Genomic DNA, 22221 nt, shown 5'->3' on the forward strand with positions numbered 1-22221 from the left:
ATTTTGATATTTTGGAAATGTTTTCATTCCACATTTATTTCGCCGATAATCTTTGTTTCTCTATTACCACTTGAATCAAAAAATCACACCATTTTTGGTGTGATCAAATGTTATTTATTATTCTTGACTTCAAGATAAATATCTTTTAATTGTTCTTCTTCAACTTGTGAAGGAGCTTGTGTCATTAAATCTTCATTCTTTGAATTTTTTGGGAATGCTATTACATCTCTAATTGTTTTATGATTACTTAAAATCATTACTAAACGATCAATTCCTAATCCGATACCGCAATGTGGCGGTACACCATATTCAAAAGCTTTAAGGAAGAAACCAAATTTATTGCTTTGTTGTTCTTTTGAAAGGCCAATCATTTCAAACATTTTTTCTTGCATAGCTTCATCATAAATTCTAGCTGAACCTGAACCTAATTCATATCCATTTAAAACTAAATCGTAACTTTTAGCTCTAATTTTTTCTTTAGGTAAGGTATCTAATTCTTCTAATGTATTATCAAATTGAGTAAATGGGTGGTGTGCTGCAGCTCATGAATTTGTTTCTTCATCATATTCAAACATAGGTCAATCAATAATTCATTTGAAATTAAATTCATCTTTTGCTCATGAATATCATGAATTTAATTCAACACGAAGAGCTCCTAGAGCTTGAGAAGCATTTTCATACTTATCAGCGCAAATTAAATATGTTCCATTTGGATTTACTTGTTGTGAAATTAATTTTTCAATTTCAATCGCAGGAACTTTTGAAGCAAAATTAGATTCAACTACTTCATTATTATTTACAACAAAGTAAAATAGTGCTTTAACTTTGTTTTTCTTAGCTATTTCTTCTAATTTCTTATACTCTTTCTTATTAATTTGCTCATCAATTTTTAGTAAACGTTTGCTTGGAGCTTGCTTAATAATATTAAAATCTGATTGATTACAAAAATCAGGAATAGATACTATTTCATTTGCATATCTAAAATCAGGTTTATCAGTTCCGTATTTTTCAATACATTCATCGTATTTCACACGTTCAAAAGGAACTTTGATATCTACATGCATTACTTTTTTCATGAAATATTGGAATAATTTTTCAATATAACCTTGGAATGATTCAACATCCATGAAACTTACTTCAATATCTAATTGAGTAAACTCAGGTTGTCTATCTTTTCTTGAGTCTTCATCTCTAAAACATCTTGCAATTTGATAGTATTTTTCTAATGAAGAAATCATTAATAATTGTTTAAATAATTGAGGACTTTGAGGTAAAGCATAAAAAGCATTAGGTTTATTACGAGTTGGAACTAAAAAGTCTCTGGCACCTTCTGGTGTAGCTTTTGATAAAATAGGTGTTTCTACTTCAGTAAATTCTTGAGATTGAAGATATTCACGCATTGCAAATAAAATATCATTTCTTAATTTAAGAGTTTTTTGCATTACCGGACGTCTTAAATCTAAAAATTTATATTCAAGTCTTAATTCTTCTTTAACTTCAATATCATCTCTTATTTGAAATGGTAATTGTTCTTTTGATTGTGATAAAACTCTATATTCACTAACCGCAATTTCAATATCACCTGTAGGTAAATCATGATTTTTGTCTTTTCTTTCTCTAACTACTCCAGTAACTTCTAATACAGATTCTTTGGTAAAAGTAATTGGCTGATTAAAAACTAATTGAGTAATACCGAATTTATCTCTTAAATCAACGAAACTAATTTCACCAAATTTACGTTTATTTGCTACTCATCCATATAATGTAACAACCTCACCAGCATTTTGTATTCTAAGCTGGTTATTTTTAATTGTCTTTTTCATTTTTCTCCATTAATTCTTCTGATAAATATTCCTCAATTTCATTTATATCAACTTCAGCATTTTCATCTACATTTTCAATTAAGAATGTAAATAAATCTGCAATTCCATGAATATTTTTACCAAATGATATTTTATCCTTATTAACTAGTGATTTAACAGTTAATAAATCATCTCCAGCCATTTTATCATCATAAATAATAAATTGAGATGTATGTTTATAAGCTTTATCCATTAATTTCTTAGATTTAATTAATTCATATTCAACTTCAACAGTAAAGAAATTTCTTAAGTGATTATTCGCTAATCAAAATGCATAATCAATGTTTTTAGCATCTTCACTCATTGCAATATAAATATCGGTATGTCTTGCTTCTTGTTCAATATGAGTAACTTCATTAAATTCATCTTTAATTAAATCGATTAAACGATCAACACCAAAGCCAAATCCAACACTAGATACTTTTGGTCCACCTAATTCATGAATTAAATTAGAATATCTTCCGCCGCCTATTAAAGTTGCTTGTGAACCAGCATTTTTATCTTTTGATGCAAATTCAAACACAACTTCATCATAATAATCTAGTCCTCTCACTAATTCATTAGAAATGCTAAATTTAACATCACTATTAGCTAGAGTTTTTAATACATTTTCAAAATATTGCTTAGATTCTTCAGACAAGTAATCTTGAATTAGTGGAATGTTTTTCATAAAGTCTTTTTTAGCATCGTTTTTATCATCAAGTATTCTAAGAACCTTTTTATTAGCTAAACGTTCTTGTGAAATTTCTGATAATTGATCTTTATATTGAATTAAATAATCATATAAAGCCTGCTCATAGTTAGCTCTACTTTGTGTATCTCCAATTGAATTAATTTTTAATTCATACTCAACATTGAATAAATCAAGTAAATCAACAGCTGTTAGAATAACTTCAGCATCTCTTAAATAATTTTTACCACCAACAAATTCCACACCCGCTTGATAAAATTGTCTATATCTACCCTTTTGTGGTTGTTCATATCTAAACATAGGTCCAAAGTATGCAAAACGATCGAAATCATCAGCATATCATTTATTTTCAATGTAAGCCCTAACAAATGATGCAGTTCCTTCAGGACGAAGACAGATTTCTCTATCTCCTTTATCCATAAATTCATACATTTCTTTTTTAGCTATTTCACTTTCACCTACAGATCTTTTAAATAATGATGTTTGTTCTAAAATTGGTGTTTCCACCATTTTGAATTCATGTTTTGTAACTACATTTTCAAAAGATGTTAAGATAAAGTCTTTTAGCATCATTTCAGTGACTGAAAAATCTTTAGTTCCTTTGATTTTATTTATCATTTTTACCTCTTTTGCTTTTGTAATTATATATTATTTATTTTTTAGCTTATTTAGTTTATTAACTAAATGATTTAATCTTCTAACAATCTTTTTTTGCACACTAATAATGTACCATTTCTCAATAAATTGATTGATTTGATATAAATTAGTAGTAGATTCAAATTTAGCTTCAATTTGCTTGGTAAACATATTATAAGAAATGTAAATATTGTTATCATTATGTTTTGATTTTAGTTTTAAATTAAATAAATAATGTACTTTTGTATTATTAAAATTAATAGATCTTAATGATTTGATTTTATATTTACCAAAAGCATCTGGATATGAAAGTAAATATTCAAATAAATCATCAAAATCCTGTTTATTTTTCTTTAAATTGTAAGTAGTTAAATATGTTGAATGACTAGCTTCAGTCATTTTTTTATACTTGAAAGTAAACAAATTATTGTTTTCTTTATAGTTTAAAAGCATAAAGCAAAAGTTAAATAAAAACTCTAAATTATCAAAATTTAATTTCATATCTAAACTATTTGAAAATCCTTGTGCATAAGCAAATAACACATCATTTGGATTTGATATTTCGTTTTCATAGTGATAAGCGATTTTATAATTTTCTAGATTAGAAAGAATAAATTCTGAAGCATCCATCGGCAAATATATTTGATGGTTATCTAATAAATTATTTTCTTTTCAATAAAGATATTGACTATTAATATATAAGAAAGCAACTTCATCATTATGTAAGTTAACATAACCTTCTTTAGTTCTAGCAATTAATCTTAAATAATTGTTTTTATTCAAAATAATGATTAAATCTGCTTTGTAATTTGCTGTTCTTAATCATCTCCAAAACACAATTGGAGAAGTTGATAATAAATCTTTATTAAGCAAAGGATTTAATTTTGAATATTTAACATTGATTTGTTTAAAGAATCGATCAAGAATATATTCATCATTTTGATCTTCTAGCATTAAATAAATAGATAATGAAGAATAATAATCTAATTTATTTTCCCTGTTAACATATCTAGCCAAAATATTTTTAATATTGGTATCAATAACTTTATTAATATTAAGCGGAATTATTTCTTTTGATTCATGAAACATCAAATGTTTCTTTCATGTATATAAATGATCAATTATTTCTTCCTGATGCTGCAAGGAAATTAATTCTTTACCATGATAAATCTTTAAGTAATACTTATTATTAGCCTCATTATGAGTTAAATAAATAGCAAAATCAATATCAAGTGAATCAATTGCTGAGTGAAAAACATAATTATTAACTTTTGTTACATTAAAACCGTATAAAAAATGTTTTTTATTCTTCAAAAATCTTACTAAATGTTCTCTTAAGACTTCTGAAAATAATTCATCATTAGAAGTTGCAAGTAATATTCTAGCTTTCTTTTTAAAAAAGGTATTGTTATATGCTAAAGATTCAAAAATATCAATGATATTTAACAATGTATAAATATTTAAATTACCATATCCGTATTGATTTAATGAATTAAATTCTAATCCATAAATTGTTGATTTAGGACGAGTGTAAAATGTGTTATCAGGAAATAAATTATCAATTTCACGCACAAAATGTTCAAAACTAAAATCAATTAATTTTTGATTAGAATATAAGTTATATCAAGGTGTTAATTTGTGTTCTGTTTGTTGCATATTATCCTTTGCTAGTTGCTTTAATTTTATCAAATTAAAAACATGCTATCGTGGTAATTAATGTAAAATATAAGATATTTTACAAATAATTTTCAAGGAGATAATATGTCATTAAAAGCCGGAATTGTAGGGTTACCTAATGTAGGAAAAAGCACACTTTTTAGTGCTATTACAAAGAAACAAGTTGAATCATCAAATTATGCTTTCACTACTATTGAACCTAATATTTCATCAGTTCCTTTAATTGATCCTAGATTAGTTAAAATTGCACAAATTGTTAATCCAGATAAAATAGTGTGAGCAACTTTTGATTTTGTTGATATTGCTGGATTAGTACAAGGAGCTTCAAAAGGCGAAGGACTAGGAAATAAATTTCTAGCTAACATTAGAGAAGTAGATGCGATTATACATGTTGTTAGATGTTTTGAAGACAAAAATATTGTCCATGTGGCTAATTCTGTTAATCCAGTTCGTGATAAAGATGTAATCAATTATGAATTAATGCTAGCTGATTTAGAAACAATAAATAATGTTATTAATCGTGTAACTAAAAAAGCTAAGTCAGGTGATAAAGATGGAATCATTGAATTTAATGCAGCTAATAAAATCAAACAAGCATTAGAAAATAATATTCCAGCTAGAGATGTTGAACTTGATGAAAAAGAAGCCAAATTCATCAAGGGTTATCACTTACTTACATTTAAACCAATTATTTATGTTGCCAACTTAAGTAATGAACAATTTGCTAATTATCATGAAGACAAAAACTATTCAGCATTAAAATCTTCATTAAAACCAAATGAAAAATTAATTCCAATTTGTGTTCAATTAGAAAGTGAATTAATTTCTGTTGAAAATGAAGACGAAAAGAAAGAATTACTTACTATGTATGGTATTGAAATTAGTGGTTTAGATGTATTAACTCGTGAAGCATTTGATTTATTAAATCTTGAAACTTATTTTACAGCCGGAAAAGTTGAAGCAAGAGCTTGAGTATACCATAAAGGATGATTAGCTCCAAAATGTGCAGGGGTTATTCATACTGACTTTGAGAAAAAATTTATTAAAGCAGATGTTATATCATATGAAGACTTCATTACATATGGTGGCGAATTAGGTGCTAAAAATGCCGGTAAACTTCGTTCTGAAGGAAAAAACTATGTAATGAAAGATGGTGATATTTGCCACTTTAAGTTTGGAAAATAATAAAGGAGTTTAACTAAAATGAGAGAGAGAGAGAGAAGTCTGATAGCTTATTAATTACAAATAATAACATTGATAGTAATTATAATAAAGCATTAGAGTTCTACAATGAATATTTAGCTTCTTCAAAAGCTAGAACAAAGAATAAAATAACAAATGCATTTAATTATGCAAATGATGATGAATGATATACAACCAAAGAGGATGTTCAGCATTTTATTGATAATGCAAAAATTTCAAAAGATAAAATCATATGATGTCCTTTTGATTTAGATAGTTCAAATTTTGTTACCATATTCAGAAATAATGGATATAAGGTAATAGCATCACATATCGCAGATGGAAAAGATTTTTATACTTATGAACCAGGTCAACATTGGGATATTATTATTTCTAATCCACCATTCAGAAATAAACATAAGTTATTGGAAAGATTACTTTCTTTTGGGAATGATAAACAATGAGCCTTGATATTTGGTATTCAATGTCTAAATAGTGAGAAATTTTGTGATTTCTTACAAAAATTCAAAAGACCACAATATGTTCATCTAAAAAGAAGAATGTGTTTTACAAAAGATCATTTAAATTACGATGTTCTAAATTTGCAGAGACCATCTTTTGCATCAATGTGAGTATGCAATAATTTATTTAAAAAAGATATACAAGTATGAAAGGGTGTTAATTATAAAAATGACACCAAAGAATACTGTTAAACATACAATAAGTGTTTCTGTAAGTTATTTAAAGACTACAAAAAAATATTTTTATAATGATCAAAATAAAATAATATCTAACCAAGAAATTTATAAAAGTATATTCAAGATTATAAAAGTTGATAAACATCTAATAGATACCACATTTAATGATTGCGAATTCAAAATCATAAATAGTAGATTTTACGGAATTATTTTAGACAATGATGAGATTATATTGTTTACACAGATGCTATCGTTAGATAATAAAGCAAGATCTCGTAATACTTATATTTTGCAAAATTTTAAACCTGTAATGAAACAAGCAAAAATATTAAATCTTATAAAGAGTATTTCATTAAATCCATTTGATATTGGTAAACCTTGTCCTAATGCCGACTCTATTTTAAATTCATTTAGACAGCTTAAGACAATTGGCTTTCAAATTAATGAATCACTAAACTATTATAACGAGATAGATAATTATAAAGATATTGACGAAATAATTAATCTTCGTAGTAGCCTTAAAAGCAGAAATAAAGGTAACAATTCTACATATATATGAAAAGATAATGATAATCAAGCAATTTATTTATATGGTAAAACAGATGGTGCAAATTATGCTGATACATTATCATTAGGACTATCACTTAAAAATGTTAATTCAAACTACAAATATTTTTATTTTTTCAACTTAACTGATAGCGATATGAATGAAACAAAAATTAAAGAATTAAGTGAAATTGGATATATCGTTGTTAGCCAGAAAGCTAATGCATATCATGAGTTTGAGCCAATCATAAACGATAATAATATTTCTATCTTCTTAAAAAGAAATCAAGCTGTATTTAAGGCTAATATAATCAAAAAATATTTTAATATATTTGATAATGAAAGTAAATTACATTGTTTCGCCTGTTCATATCCTATAGAAGAGAATTTAATCGCTGCTCATATTCATAGATTCTCAGATATTAAATATGAGTTACAGCAAAATATAATATCATTGGATGAAGCTAAGGAAAATGCATTATCTGGTGAAAATGGTTTATTATTATGTCCTAATCATGATAAAGAATTTGAGAAGGGATTATTAATTTTTGATTATAATATGAATACATTTATTCCTAATAATAAAATAAATGAATTAGAAGAAACAACAATATTTATAGAAACAAGTTTATTACCTATTGATTTTAATAAAATTGATAAAACTGACTTATTTTTAGGGAATGTTAAAAAACACCAAAAAAGAGTTCATTATATTTAGAACTCTTTAATTGGAGGTTTAGTACAATGGTAGTATAGTAGTCTCCAAAACTAATGATAAGGGTTCGATTCCTTTAACCTCCGCCATTTCAAGAAAGCTAGGGCATACCTAGTTTTTTTGTAGCAAATTTGATAAAATATAAGTATTAAAAAATTAGGAGGCAAAATGAGCGGTGGTACTATTGCAGGAATTGTAATTGGTTCAATATTTGGAGTTATCTTTTTAGGTTTATTGATAGCTGCTATTGTTAAATCAATTGTTATTGTTCCTGAAACAAATTTTGTTATTATTCAAAGATTTGGAAAATATCGTAAAACATTACATAAAGGATTACATTTTATTGTTCCCTTTATTGATGAAAAAGCTTTAGTTGAAAACTTTAAAGAAAAAGTTATGGATTTCCCAGCTCAAAGTGTTATTACAAAAGATAATGCAACAATTAAAGTCGATACAGTTGTTTATCTTAAAATTGTAGATGCTCAATTATTTGCATATGGAGCTGAAAGACCATATTTGGCAATTGAAAGCTTAACAGCTACTACATTACGTAACTTAATTGGTGAAATTGAATTAGATGAATCTTTAACATCTCGAGAAATTATAAATGCTAAGTTAACTAAAATACTTGATATAGCAAGTGATCCATGAGGAATTAAAGTTAATAGAATTGAAATTCAAGATATTATTCCGCCACGCGAAGTACAAGAAGCTATGATACGTCAAATGCAAGCTGAACGTAATAAGCGTGCAAATATTCTTGAAGCAGAAGGTATTAGACAAAGCCAAATATTAAAGGCTCAAGGGGAAAAAGAAAGTACAATTTTAAATGCTGAAGCTTCTAAACAACAAAAGATTCTAGAAGCTGAAGCCGAAAGACAAAAACGTATCCTTGAAGCTCAAGGGGAAAAAGAAGCAATTGAATTAATTAATTCAGCAGGAATTAATGAATCATTCTTAAGATTGAAATCAATTCAAGAATGAACAACAATTGCTAATGGTACAGCAACAAAAATTATCTTACCACCAAATCTAGCTGATGTAGCTAGTGTGGTAGCTGCTGGAACTGAAGTATTTAAATCAATGGATGATAAGAAACGAAAATAGAAATTTGTGCATAGCAATATGCACTTTTATTTTCCCTTTGTAGGATAATAAAATACTCCCGCAGGAGTATTGATATTATACAGTTTCAGGCTCATCAATATATTTAGCAGCATCTTTTAGATGTACACTGAAGAAGCTTGTAACACCACGAGTTTGCATTGTAGCAGCAAATAATGAATCAACTTTAGACATTGTTCCTGTACGGTGTGTAATTACAATAAATTGTGTTTGTTTTTTAAGTTCTTGTAAGTATTCAGCATATCTAATAACATTAGCTTCATCAAGAGCTGCTTCAACTTCATCTAAAATACATAATGGTAATGGACGAGCTCTTAAAATAGCAAATAATAATGAAATAGCAATAAGAGCTTTTTCTCCACCTGAAAATAGTCTTAAGTTCTTAATACTTTTTCCTGGTGGTTGAGCAAAAATAGTAATTCCTGATTCAAGTACATTGTTTGGTTCAACAAATCTAACTTCAGCTGAACCACCACCAAACATTGATTTAAATACAGAATTAAATTCTCTATTTACATCATTTACTACATTTGTTAATCTAGTAACAATAATCTTGTCTAATTCAGAAATAGCTTCCATTAAAATGTTTCTTGTAGAAACCAATTCATCACGATCAGATACATATCTATCATAACGTTCTTCAACACTTTCAAGTTGTTCGATAGCTTCTTGGTTAACAGCACCTAAATCAGCAATTTGTTCGCGTAATTCAGCTACCAATTCTCTAGCTTTTTCTACAGGTATTTCAAGTTTGTAGTTTTCTTCAGCATATTCAATTGTGTATGAATATTGTGTAGCTAATCTTTCACGGTAATTACGTAAATTGATTTCTGAGTTTTTGTATAAAGCAATCTTGTTAGTAAATGTATTATTTAACTCATTTAATGTAGTTTGAGTTTGATTTAACACATCAGTTAAGTGAACTAATTCAGCTTCTAATGTTTCAAGGAATTGTGTTTTAATTGTTAAATCATTTTTAACGATAGTATATTCCTTTAATAATTCATTTCTTTCTCCAGTTAGCACTGAAGGTGTAACATCATCCTTATTAATATTAGCAATATCAGCTTTTGATTTAAATTCATCAAGTTGAGATTCTAATTGTGAAATAGTTAATACTTCTTGACGTTGTTCTCATCTATATTCGTTTAAAGCAGCATTTGCTCTTGATATTTCAGTGTTATATTTTTCAATCAAGTTTTCATTATTTTGAATAATGCCTGATAATGAAGGTAGTAATTGTTGTAATTTTTCAATCTTATCGTCAAGACCAATGATATTATCACTTTCTTGAGCAGTTCCCCCAACAATAACACCACCAACACGGATGATATCTCCGTCAAGAGTTACAACCATATATTTACGTTCTAAAATATTAGAAATTTGGTTAGCTGTTTCGATATCTTGCACAACTACAACATTTCCTAGTAAGAATTTAGCTAAAACATCATATTGTGGATCATATTCAACTAATTCGTTTGCTACACCAATAAATCCAGCATGATTAGAAGCCACTAATAAATAATCATCACGAATAAATTTTTCTTTAATTGATGTAAGTGGAATAAATGTAGCTCTACCACCTTTATTCTTCTTAAGGAATTCAACTGCTTTAACAGCTGTATTTGGAATATCAACAACAATATGTTGTGAAGCATTTGCTAATATAGCTTCAATTGCGGTAACATAATCAGGTTGCACTTTAATTAAATCTCTTACTAGACCTTTATAACCTCTAAAGTTAGCAGAGTTTTCAACTATTGTTCTTGTTCCTTTAAACAAGTTTGTTTTCTTATTTTTAGTCTCATTTAATATTTGCAAATTAGTATTAACTTCAGTATATTTTGTTTTAGCATTGTTTAATTCAAATTGTAATGAGTTAACTTTTGATGATAATTCACTTAATTTATTTTCTTCTTGAGTAACTTTATCACTTAATGAAACAGAAGTTTCTTTATGGTATTTAATATTTTGTTCTAATTCAATAATCTTAGTTGCATATGCTTTAGCCATTTCTTCATTGCCTACTTGCATTTCACCACTAGCAATTAATTCCATACGAGCATTTTGTTTAGCAATAACAACATCAAGATTTTCTAAACGTGATTTAATTCCAGTTTGCTTACCTCTAAGTGCAGCAATTTCTTTAGTTAAATCATTTTTCTCAATTCTTTTTTCACCAATTTGTCTATTGTACTTAGCAATTTGTAATGAATATGAATCCTTAGTTTCTTCAACACCACTAAGTTCTTTTGAAAGTTCCTCATAAATTTTTTCATTTGCTCTAATTTCATGAGCTAAATAAGCAACTTCAACTTTCTTAAGTTCTCTACTTTTATCTCTATAAATAAGAGCTTTTTCAGCTTGTTTTCTAAGCGGAATTAATTGTTTTTCAAGTTCATTAATTGTTGGTTCAAGTTTAGCAATTGAAGCATCAGCACTTTGCAGCAATCTAAGTGATTCTGTTTTCTTAAATTTAAATTTAGAAACTCCAGCTGCTTCTTCAAAAATTCCTCTACGATCATCATCAGAAGATTCGGCTATATCTGAAACAGTACCTTGTGAAATAATAGCTAAAGAACTTTTTCCAATTCCTGTTTCCATAGCAATAGATTTAATATCTTTAAAACGACATGGTTTACCATTTAGATAATAATTATTAATTCCTTTACCACGGAATAATTCACGAGTAATAACTACAGTATCTTCATCAATTGAGTTATCTGAATCTTTGTTATCAAATGTTAAAGTAACACGAGCAAAATCCATTGGTTTAGCTGTTTTTGATCCGGCAAAAATTAAATCTTGCATTGAATCTCCACGCATTTCTTTAGAACTTTGTTCTCCTAAAACTCATTTGATAGCATCATTAATATTACTTTTACCAGAACCATTTGGTCCGATAATTCCAGCAACTCCTCCATCGAAACGTAAAATAACTGGTTCCGCGAATGATTTAAAACCATGTGCTTCGATTTTAATTAATTTCATACCAACTCCTTATATAATATCATCCTTTAATTTGTTTAAAGCATCAAGAGCAGCATTGGTTTCTGCTTCTTTTTTACTATTTCCAGTTCCTACACCATAAATAACATTATCGTGTATTGCTTGAGCTTGAAATAGTGGATGAGGATTGTTTTCATCAACTTGTGTAAGTTGAATAGTATTGTATGTAATACTTTCTTTTGACATACTTTGGAAATATTCTTGCAAGATACCTTTTGGATCCTTATTATCTCCATCATGTAGCTTAATAATCTGTTCTTTTATATAACGATAGACAAAGTCAGCTGTTTTTTGTAATCCTTGATCAATGTAAATAGCTCCCACCATTGATTCAAAAATATCAGCTTGAACTTTTGGACTAGCCGTAACTGCATCTCTCATTTTTCCAGGTCCTGTTCTTAAAATATCAACTAGACCAATTTCTTTAGAAATATGAGATAAGTAATCAGTTCCAACTGCTTGCGATCTTAATCTAGTTAAAGGACCTTGAGTTAAATTAGGATATGCTTTATACATAAAAATTGAACTAAGAAATTGCAACACAGCATCACCTAGAAACTCTAATCTTTCGTAATTATCAAACTCTTTACGGTTGTAACTTGGATGTGTTGTAGCAAGAATATAAGGTTCCAATGATTTAGGTTCTATATTATGTTCCTTTAAGAAATCATTTAAATTAGTTGTCTTCTTGAACTGCATCTTTCTCCATAGCTTCTTGTAATTTAGCAAGTAAATTAACTTCTAAAGCTTGCTTAATATTTCTTAAAGCATTGTAATATGCAAAATTATCACTACTTCCATGAGCTTTTAAAGCTAAAGCATTTACACCAATAACTCAAGCACTTCCAATTGAGCGATAATCAAGTTTTTTAGCAACATTTCTAAATGATGGTTTCATAAATAAACCACCAATTTTTGCTAGAAAACTATTTTTAACTTCTTTTTTCAATAATCCGGTAAAAGTCTCAATAGCTCCTTCATAACTTTTGATCATGATATTACCTGCATATCCATCAGTTACTACAACATCACATTTTCCATCAAATAAAGTTTTGGGTTCCATAAAACCTAAATATTCAAATTCTTTATGTTCTTTTAATAATTGATGTGCTTCTTGAGTAGTTTGAGAACCCTTATAGTCTTCAGTTCCAATATTAATTAAAGCTACTTGAGGTAATTGTTTATTAAACATTGCTGAGTAAAATGTTGAAGCTAATGATGCTCACTCAACATAATATTCGGTTTTAGTTTCTAAATTAGCACCAACATCAAGCATAACAAACTTACGTTCATTAGCAGCTGTAGCTACTGGCATAAATGCTGGACGAGATACTCCGTTAAGTCTTTTTGCTTTTAAAGTTAAAGCTGAAATATATGTTCCACTATCTCCGCTCGAAATAACAGCATCAGCTTGATTATCAAGCACGAGAGCAATAGATTGATTCATTGAAGTATTCTCATGCATTGATTTTCTGATATTTCTAGGATCACTAGGTTTATTTTTATTTTCAATTAATTCTAAATTAGTATTATTGTTTAGCTCACTTAGTTCTGCAATATCACCAACCAATTTGATTAAGGTATCAGGATTTTCACTAGCAAATCTTTGAGCAGCTAGAAAACATTCCATAACACCTTTATCATTTCCATTTGCATCAAATGCGATTGTATATTTATAACTCATTATTCTATTCCTATCAATAATTGATATGTTGGCTGATTTCCTTCAACAATTTCAACCTCACAATTATATGCAGCATCTATGTAGTTAGATATTTCTTCAGCTTCATTTTGTGAACTTTCATCTCCATAGTATAAAGATACTAATTCAGTTGAAGGTTTCACAGTAGCTTTTAGAATTGCCTTAACAGCTGTTTTAACTGATGAATGTGATGAAATAATTTTTCCATCCACAATTGCTAAATATGAACCATTTCTAATTTTTACACCATTAAGTGTTGTGTTTCTTATCGCTTTAGTTACCTCACCTGTAACTACTGTTTCAATTGATTCCTCGATCATTTCTAAGTTTTCTTCAGCAGAAATATCATGGTTGAAATTAATCATTGCTGTAATTCCTTGCATTTGTGATTTAGTAGGAACTACTACAATATTTTTATTATCAACTACTTGAGCAACTTGTTGAGCAACTAAGATAATATTTGAATTATTTGTCAGAATAAAGACAGTTTCTGCATTAACATTATCAATTGCATTAATTAAATCTTGTGCTGATGGATTTTGTGTTTGACCAGATTCAACAACAAAATCACACCCTAACTCTTTCATTTTATTTACAATACCACTACCTAAATTACATGAAACCACTCCACATAATCTTCTTTCAGCATTATCTTGTGACTCTTGCTTCATTTTTTCAGCATTTGCTTTTGAATAGTTAGCTTGTAAAGTCATGTTTTCAGATTTAATTTTGATAAATTCACCATATTCTTGAGCTAAGTTTAATAATTTACCAGGTTTAACTGCATGTCCGTGTACTTTAACTAAATTATCATCATTAACCACAACTAATGAATTAGCGATTTTTTCTAATCTTTTTGTAAAACTTTCCTTATCAAACTTTTCAGGATAATCTAAATCAATTAATACCTCAGTACAATATCCAAATTCACCTTCATAAACTTCAGTTTCGCTAATGAAATTATTAATATCACCTGTACTTTCTGATATTTCAACGAAGCGATCATTTAAAGCTTCATTTACTCCTCAAAAAATAGTGTAAAGTCCCTCACCACCACTGTCAGTAACTCCAACTTCTCTTAATGTTTTAAGTTTATTAGGTGTTTCATCACAACTTTTACGAGCAAATTGCAGTACTTTATCAAAGAATTCTGTATATGAAACTTCTTTATTTTTAAATTCTTCTTTTAAATATTCTGTAGTTTCACGAATTACAGTTAAAATAGTACCTTCAACAGGTTTAAATACTGATTTATAAGCTCTAGCCGTTGCACCTTCAAAAGCTTTAATTAAATCTGCTGTATTTAAATCTTTTTTATCAGTTGTTCCTAATGCGAAACCTTTGAAAATTTGAGATAAAATAACCCCTGAGTTTCCGCGAGCTTCATAAATCATATCGTGTGCCATTGTACTTAAAATTGTAGAAACATCTTGATCTTTATTATTTTCTAAATTACTAATGGTTGCTGAAATAGTTGAAGCCATGTTAGTCCCTGTGTCTCCATCAGGAACAGGGAAAACATTTAGCGCATCGATTCGGTTTTTAGCATTTATTAAAGCATTAGCTCCTGAAATTAAAGCATTAGCTAAAATTTCACCTGTTAATATTTTTTTATCCTGCATTAGTTACTCCTTTAACAATAACTGTTAAATTGCTTAATTTAAGTTTTTTCTTTTTCAATAAGAAATCTAATTGTTTGAATAATTGTGAAATAATGAATTTAGTCGGAACACCATCTAATGTGGTAATAGCTAATTGTATAGATAATCCGGATGATGATTGTGAGACATTAATTAAGTCTGGTAATAGTACTGAACATTCTTCTGCATCAGAACATGGTTTGTCTAAATCAATAGAAGGCTTATGTAATTTAACAATACCAGGAACTGCAGATAATGAGTCAATACATAATTGTCTAATTTCTGAAATTTCCATAGTTTAACTCTCCAATTTTTATAAGTATGTATATTTTACCTTATTTTTGAATATATACTATGTATATATTAAGGTACAAAATTACATAAAAATTATAATTTTTTAAGTATCAAATACTATAATTTTAATGTTATGGTTAGTATAGAACGAGCTGTTGTTTTAGATATCAAAGAATATGAAGATAATAAGTTTTTAGTCACTTTTTTTAGTCAAAGAGGTGCTTTTTCACTTTATGCTCAAGGACTTGATAAACCATATTCTAAAAACCGCAATAATTTAATAATTGGCTCAATTGTAGAACTAGAATATTTTAGAGCTCGTTTTGATACTAAAGTAGGAAAATTAAAAAAAGCTTCTGTTGCTAAGTTATTTGATACAACTAATGTTGGAAATAATTTATTTTTTAATAAATTAAAAACAGTCTTTCAGAATATCAAAATTCCTAATCACTTATTTACTGAATACGATAGATATTTTTATGAAATTGGTAAACATAATAACGATTACATTTTGACTTATTTTGTAGCTCAATTACTAGTTGTACTTGGATATTGTAATTATTTTAATAAATGTAGAGTGTGTGGAAGTACACGTAATTTTGCTTCATTTGATATTCAATATGGTGGATTTATTTGTATAAAACATGATGGTATTGAAACTGATATTGATATACCTACATTACAATGTATTTGATCATCTTTTCATAGTTTTAATTCTTATATGTATCAAGCTAATAATGTTATTAATAAATTTATTTTAAATAATTATGTTAAATTTCTCTATACCCAAGGTATATACATTGAAAAATAAAAAATCACTATGTAGTGATTATTTTTCTAATAATTTATATAAAGTAATAATTTCATCAATATCTAATTGTTGAATTCGAATATTATCATCGTATCCTAAGGCAGTAATTGATTCAAACACTTTTGTAGCAGGATATTTTTCTTTTAATGAATAAGATAATTTTTTGCGTTTATTAGCAAAACATAATTTGAAAAAATCTTTTAATTTGTTTCATTCATTATTATCAATATCCGGTTTAAATACTAGTGAAATGATAGCTGAATCAACTTTTGGAGCAGGAGAAAAACAATTTCTTGGAACTATAAATTCTAATTTGCAATCAGCTAAATACTGTGCCGTTACAGATAGCTTTGAATATTCTTTGGTGTTTTTCTTAGCACATATTCTTTGAGCAACTTCTTTTTGCACCATTATTAAAATGCCTTGGAATTTGTCTTTATAATCAAATATTTTAAACAAAATATCAGTTGTAATGTAATAAGGAATATTTGCTATCAAATAAACATTATTAAAATCAGATAAATCAGCTTCTAAAAAATCTTTATGAATTAATGTAAGTTTGTTATCATGGATTTCACTATTTAAAACATCTATCATATCTTGATCAATTTCAAAAGCAGTTAAATGATTAACTTTATTAAGTAATTGTTTTGTTAATGCACCACGTCCAGGCCCAATTTCGATAACATCTTGATTATTAATATCAAATACATTGACTATTTTATTTAGTATATTTTGATCTTTTAAGAAGTTTTGTCCAAACTTCTTTTTTGCATATATTTCTTTTGTATTAGTTTTCATCTTTTAAATTAAATAAGTTCCTTAAATTACGATTCACTCTATCAGCAAATTTGTCCATACCAACATTTTTTAAACCCGCAATATAGTATGCAACAAAAAGTACAGAATTTGGTTCATTCATTTCTCCTGTATATGGATGTACTCTTAGATAAGGAGAATCAGTTTCAGTTAAAATTCTTTCTAATGGTAAAAATTGAATCACTTCTCTTGTTTTATTAGTTGTTCCATAAGTAACTGAACCACTAAAAGAAAAGTATAAGTTTTCAAATTCCATAAATTTCTTAGCTCATTGCAAATTACCAGCAAAAGTATGCAACATACATTTGATTTTAGGAAATTCCAGTAGCATTTCATAGACATCTTGATATGCTAAATAACAATCATCTTTATCTCTAATATGAATTACTACTGGAAGATTATGGTTATTAGCAAGTATTATTTGGTTTTTCATTGAAGCAATTTGATTTTCACGACTTGGACCATCAGGATAATAATAATCTAATCCAATTTCTCCTATTCCAACAACACTGTCATCAATTAAATTTTCAATTCTTTTGTAATCATCTCCATCAATTCCTGATTCAGGATGAATTCCAATACATGGTTTAATTAATGGATGATATTTTTGAGCTAATTGTAAAACTTCAACATTTTCTTCTGGATGCCCGCCATTTACAATAAAAAATTCAATACGATTTGCTATGGCTTGTTCGCATATCATATCGATAATATCTTCATTTTTATAGTAATTTATCGATAAATGATTATGTGCATCTACAAATTTATTTCTTTTTTTACTCATATTATTTTCCTAAACAGAAGTTACTAAACATAACATCTAATAAATCTTCTCTGTTTACATTACCTTTTATATTTTGAAGTGAATCTCATGCAGCATATAAATCAATTATTACGACATCAAATGTGTAGTAATTTAACAATGAATTTTTCGCATTATTTAAAGAATCTAAAGATTGTTTTATTAATGATAATTGTCTTGTATTTGAAAAAATTCTTTCATCAAAAATATTAATATTAGCAAAGTTAGATACTAAAGCTTGTTCTAGTGCTGATATATTATCTAATTTAGCGGAAATTTTTACTATATTTTCATCTGTATTGCTATCATCTAAATCGATTTTATTCAACACTTTGATATAGAATTTTCCTAGTTTCTTGGCTTTTTGTTCAACTTTTTTATCAAACTCATCCTCACCTTGCACAGTATCTGTTACATGGACTACCAAATCAGATTTTTCAATTTGCTCTAAGGATTTTTTAATACCTATTTGTTCAATTTTTTCATCAGTTTTTCTTAATCCAGCTGTATCAACTAGTTTGAATAACATATCATTGATTTTATAAGTGGCTTCGACTAAATCCCGAGTGGTTCCTGCAATATCTGTAACAATAGCTTTATCTTCAGATAAAAGACTATTTAAGATACTGCTTTTACCAACATTAGGTTTTCCTAAAAATGCAACTTTTACTCCTTCGAATACATATCTAGAATCTTCTGAAACCTTAACTATTTCACTTAATTTCTTAATTAAGACATCAAGTTTATTAATCATTACATCATTATCAATTTGCTCAATATCTTCATATTCAGGATAATCAATATTCACTTCGCAAATTCCAATTAATAAAGCAATTTCTTTTAAGAAATCATCAATCATATGCGAAGTCTTACCTTTGAACTTATTAACAGAAGCACTAGCTTGTGATGTGGTTTGAGCCATAATTAAATCATGAATTGCTTCAGCTTTAACTAAATCCATTTTTCCATTTAAAAATGCTCTCCGTGTAAATTCACCTTTATCTGCTAGTCTAGCTCCATTTTGTAACAATAGTTCTAATACTTTATTAGTAACTATAATTCCACCATGACAATTAATCTCGATTAAAGGTTCACCAACATAGTTGTTATATATAACAGTACCGTCAGGATTTTGTTTGCCTAAAAACCACATTACTAATACTTCATCAACTAAATTATCTCCATCATAAATATTACCATAAGTAATATTATGATCTGAACCAAGTTTACCTCTATAAATTTTTGAAATTATTTCTTTTGCATCTGGACCAGATAACCGCACAATTGAAATTGGCTGATTAATATGAGAACCAGAACTAATTGCTGCTATATTATCATACATAGTTATATTTTATAGCAATTATGATATAAAATTAATATTTTTTATTTGTTAAAATAAGTTATATTTCTCTAAAATATAGGTATAAATTTCATACTTAGTTATATAATTAAAACACTAATTATTTTTTAGTTTTTATTATCAATAAGGGGTATGAATGTCACATAAAAAAGAATATATTAGACAGCGTGTTAAAGGAACAATTCTAACTTTTGGATTCTTATACAATGTCAAGAAAAACTGACAAAAAATCTTAGTGATGAGTATTATTGGTATTGTTATGGGATTTTTTGGAGTTTTATTACTTCAAAATACGGGTCTATATGCATTAGGATTAGAAGCTTTTGGGCAAGGAGTTGGTTCTTTACTTTTATATGTATTGAAATCAAATGGAGTAAATCATGAAACCGCTTATACCGTGTATAACTTATGTTTCTGATTAATTTATTTTGTACTCAATATACCTTTATTGATATTATCGTGAAAAAAGATTTCTAAATCTTTTACTTTATATACAGGATATTATTTAGCTATATTTTCAATTGCTGGAGTTATTTTTGGTGAATTACCAGGGATGAATCATGTTTACTTATTTACTAATTTAACTCAAGGTTCACCTGAAGTATTTACAAGCAACGATGTTCAAGTAGTATTATGAAACTGAGATAAAGACTCAGTAAAACATATGGCAATATTCTTATATTCATTATGTTGAGGTATGCTTCAAGGCATTGCAGCTGTTTCTTGCATAATTATTGGATCTTCAACTGGTGGATTTGATATCTATGGTATGTATATAGCTAAAACTAAACTAAAAGATATTGGGACAGTTTTTCTATTTCTAAATTTTATTTCATTAACTATTGCTAATATTATGGGTTCTTATATTCCTGCATCATTGGCTTTATCTAATGAAGTAGCTAGCTCTAAGGTTTTAATTAATAATCATCCTTGAGAATTAAATATGTTTTTTAATGTTAACTATGTTTCGGGTTTTTTTATGTTACTTATTAATGCTTTTATAGTTAACATTACATATCCAAAAAATAAACTAGTTCAAACACAAATTTACTGTGATAGACCATTTGAATTAATCGAAGATATTAACAAAATGTCAAATCGAACATATACATTTTCTGTTGTTGAAATTATTGGTGGATATTCACGCAAGAAAAAATATATGCTAACAACTAACACTCAATATCTCGATGCTGCTGACTTATTTATTGTAACTAAAAAAATTAATAAAGAACTATTTATATCTATACTGGACCTGAAAAAAGGTGATGGATATATGTTTATAGAAAAGTAATATTTAAAAACATCTCGTCGCTCTGAGATGTTTTTAAATATTAAAATTGTATTATTATAGAATTGATTAATAGAGCTCTAGTCATCATTTATATTGTACAAATGTAAATTTTGTTTCATATCTTCATACCAATTATCTAGGTGTGAATTATCGTAACTATAAACAGAGAATGGAAATTGAATTTTATTTTTCTTAATAAATTTATTATATTTTCTAAATAACTTTTTGTCTCACTTAAATATTTGATTTATTTTTCACTTTGTATCACAATATTTAGTCGTTAATATTTTTAGTATTTCTTCATTCTTCAGAAATACATAATCAATTGTGAATAGTAAGCCTAGTGATATTATAAATATAATAAATATTGAAATCAAATATGTATGAGTAAAAGTGTTCTCTAAATGGTATGATACTATTTTAGTTCTAGTTCCAGCAATACCATGTGCTGACCTGCCAATAGCATAATATATAAAGAACATAAATGGGACTAATGCGGCAGCTAAAATTAATAATATGTTATTTAGTAATCATCTTCTTACAAGTGCTTTATAGATTTTAGTAGTATAAATATTGTCTAAAAAATACTCTCATTGATAATAATTCATTTTATTTATCATTGTGAAATCATTAAAAACTTTATTATTTTCAACAGTAAAAAACTGATTTTTGAAGATATATCTCGTTGTTTTATTATTTGATTTATATTCGATATTAAAATGTGAATAAAATGCACTATTTAATATAGCTAAAGGAGTTGATATATTATTTTTGCTCTTGGTTCTTCAAATATGCCTAACTATTTCATTTAAATTATCATATTGTATTATTTTATTATCAAAATTTCTGTATTTAATTTTTAGACTTATATATTTAATAATAACTATTAAAAAAATAATTCATGATATTGGGTTAAAAACAAAAAATATTGCCATTCATCTAATATCCGGAATAAAAAAACAACCTAATAATGATATTAATATTCATGATGCAACATCAAAAAATAGTAATGTTTTAATATGCAATAATTTTTTATTATAAATTGTTAACATGATTAATAAAGGAATTAAATTCCTTTCGGATAGTAATATCCATTTGTTCTAAATCACCATTTTCAATAAATATATATGCTAATCCTACACCACTATTAATTAAATCTAATATAGTAAGTATTTTTCCAATAGGATTTAGTATCGTTGCTACTTTAGTAACAATATTTTCTACAGTCATCGTTTCAGCAAGTATATTTAAAGATCTTTTTCAAATATTTACTTTAGTTATTAAATTGTTAATAAATTTTTTGCTTAGATTCTTTGTGAAAAAATTTGTTAATGTTATATTTGCTTTGTCTAAATTCATTT

General features: G+C 27.1%; 18 protein-coding genes and 1 tRNA gene. 6 read left to right on the top strand and 13 right to left on the bottom strand.

Going from position 1 to position 22221, the window contains the following annotated elements:
• Positions 1–110 precede the first annotated feature (110 nt).
• From aspS to SAM46_RS02535, 3 genes are read right to left on the bottom strand one after another with little or no spacing between them, the layout of a single operon-like run.
• Complete coding sequence (aspS, locus tag SAM46_RS02525) at positions 111–1823, bottom strand: aspartate--tRNA ligase (protein WP_078746987.1); 1713 nt, start codon at positions 1821–1823, stop codon at positions 111–113.
• Positions 1807–3171, bottom strand: a complete 1365-nt coding sequence (gene hisS / locus SAM46_RS02530) for a histidine--tRNA ligase (protein ID WP_078746988.1) — start codon at positions 3169–3171, stop codon at positions 1807–1809. Before hisS ends, aspS begins: the two co-directional genes overlap by 17 nt.
• A gap of 30 nt (positions 3172–3201) precedes the next feature.
• The gene (locus SAM46_RS02535; RefSeq protein WP_078746989.1) at positions 3202–4845 is read right to left on the bottom strand and encodes an MAG5620 family putative phospho-sugar mutase; all 1644 of its coding nucleotides are present in this window, start codon (positions 4843–4845) and stop codon (positions 3202–3204) included.
• A gap of 105 nt (positions 4846–4950) precedes the next feature.
• Between SAM46_RS02535 and ychF the strand changes: the two genes are divergently transcribed.
• The 4 genes from ychF to SAM46_RS02555 all read left to right on the top strand — a co-directional run bounded on the left by ychF (position 4951) and on the right by SAM46_RS02555 (position 9114).
• The gene (ychF, locus tag SAM46_RS02540; RefSeq protein ID WP_078746990.1) at positions 4951–6051 is read left to right on the top strand and encodes a redox-regulated ATPase YchF; all 1101 of its coding nucleotides are present in this window, start codon (positions 4951–4953) and stop codon (positions 6049–6051) included.
• 687 nt (positions 6052–6738) lie between these two features.
• Positions 6739–8010 (top strand): HNH endonuclease signature motif containing protein, encoded by a 1272-nt coding sequence (locus SAM46_RS02545; protein ID WP_078746992.1) that lies wholly within the window; start codon positions 6739–6741, stop codon positions 8008–8010.
• Between the two features lie 12 nt (positions 8011–8022).
• Positions 8023–8096 (top strand) — tRNA-Trp (locus SAM46_RS02550).
• 79 nt (positions 8097–8175) lie between these two features.
• The gene (locus tag SAM46_RS02555) at positions 8176–9114 is read left to right on the top strand and encodes an SPFH domain-containing protein (RefSeq protein WP_078746993.1); all 939 of its coding nucleotides are present in this window, start codon (positions 8176–8178) and stop codon (positions 9112–9114) included.
• 75 nt (positions 9115–9189) lie between these two features.
• Here SAM46_RS02555 and SAM46_RS02560 read toward each other — a convergent pair whose 3' ends face one another.
• From SAM46_RS02560 to SAM46_RS02580, 5 genes are read right to left on the bottom strand one after another with little or no spacing between them, the layout of a single operon-like run.
• Positions 9190–12123, bottom strand: coding sequence for an SMC hinge domain-related protein (locus tag SAM46_RS02560; RefSeq protein WP_078746994.1), 2934 nt, complete (start codon positions 12121–12123; stop codon positions 9190–9192).
• A 9-nt stretch (positions 12124–12132) separates the two neighbouring features.
• Positions 12133–12840: a ribonuclease III gene (rnc, locus tag SAM46_RS02565; protein ID WP_078746995.1), complete on the bottom strand. Its 708-nt coding sequence runs from the start codon at positions 12838–12840 to the stop codon at positions 12133–12135.
• Entirely contained in the window at positions 12818–13825 is a 1008-nt protein-coding gene (plsX, locus tag SAM46_RS02570; protein ID WP_078746996.1) for a phosphate acyltransferase PlsX, read from the bottom strand. The genes rnc and plsX overlap by 23 nt, the downstream gene beginning before the upstream one ends.
• On the bottom strand, positions 13825–15465 hold the full coding sequence (locus tag SAM46_RS02575) for a DAK2 domain-containing protein (protein ID WP_078746997.1): 1641 nt from the start codon (positions 15463–15465) through the stop codon (positions 13825–13827). Before SAM46_RS02575 ends, plsX begins: the two co-directional genes overlap by 1 nt.
• Positions 15455–15778, bottom strand: a complete 324-nt coding sequence (locus tag SAM46_RS02580; RefSeq protein ID WP_078746998.1) for a hypothetical protein — start codon at positions 15776–15778, stop codon at positions 15455–15457. The genes SAM46_RS02575 and SAM46_RS02580 overlap by 11 nt, the downstream gene beginning before the upstream one ends.
• Positions 15779–15910: 132 nt before the next feature.
• On the opposite strand from SAM46_RS02580, the gene recO reads away from it, so the two are divergent.
• Positions 15911–16588, top strand: coding sequence for a DNA repair protein RecO (recO, locus tag SAM46_RS02585; protein ID WP_078746999.1), 678 nt, complete (start codon positions 15911–15913; stop codon positions 16586–16588).
• An 18-nt stretch (positions 16589–16606) separates the two neighbouring features.
• On the opposite strand, the gene rsmA is transcribed toward recO, so the two are convergent.
• The 3 genes from rsmA to mnmE are packed head-to-tail and all read right to left on the bottom strand — an operon-like array spanning position 16607 to position 19551.
• Positions 16607–17389 (bottom strand): 16S rRNA (adenine(1518)-N(6)/adenine(1519)-N(6))-dimethyltransferase RsmA, encoded by a 783-nt coding sequence (gene rsmA / locus SAM46_RS02590; protein WP_078747000.1) that lies wholly within the window; start codon positions 17387–17389, stop codon positions 16607–16609.
• Entirely contained in the window at positions 17379–18191 is an 813-nt protein-coding gene (locus tag SAM46_RS02595) for a TatD family hydrolase (RefSeq protein WP_078747001.1), read from the bottom strand. The genes rsmA and SAM46_RS02595 overlap by 11 nt, the downstream gene beginning before the upstream one ends.
• Before the next feature lies 1 nt (position 18192).
• Positions 18193–19551 carry a tRNA uridine-5-carboxymethylaminomethyl(34) synthesis GTPase MnmE gene (gene mnmE / locus SAM46_RS02600; protein WP_078747002.1) on the bottom strand — a complete coding sequence of 453 codons (1359 nt, stop codon included), beginning with the start codon at positions 19549–19551 and terminating at the stop codon, positions 18193–18195.
• Between the two features lie 154 nt (positions 19552–19705).
• On the opposite strand from mnmE, the gene SAM46_RS02605 reads away from it, so the two are divergent.
• Entirely contained in the window at positions 19706–20860 is a 1155-nt protein-coding gene (locus tag SAM46_RS02605) for a YitT family protein (protein ID WP_078747003.1), read from the top strand.
• Positions 20861–20937: 77 nt separating this feature from the next.
• On the opposite strand, the gene SAM46_RS02610 is transcribed toward SAM46_RS02605, so the two are convergent.
• Together SAM46_RS02610 and SAM46_RS02615 are read right to left on the bottom strand one after the other, a co-directional pair.
• Entirely contained in the window at positions 20938–21885 is a 948-nt protein-coding gene (locus tag SAM46_RS02610; RefSeq protein ID WP_318635561.1) for a hypothetical protein, read from the bottom strand.
• Positions 21886–21895: 10 nt separating this feature from the next.
• A complete protein-coding gene (locus tag SAM46_RS02615; protein ID WP_078747005.1) occupies positions 21896–22219 on the bottom strand; it encodes a hypothetical protein in 324 nt (107 codons plus the stop codon).
• Positions 22220–22221 lie beyond the last annotated feature (2 nt).

Source organism: Mycoplasmopsis verecunda, from assembly GCF_033546915.1.
GTDB lineage: Bacteria > Bacillota_I > Bacilli_A > Mycoplasmatales > Metamycoplasmataceae > Mycoplasmopsis > Mycoplasmopsis verecunda.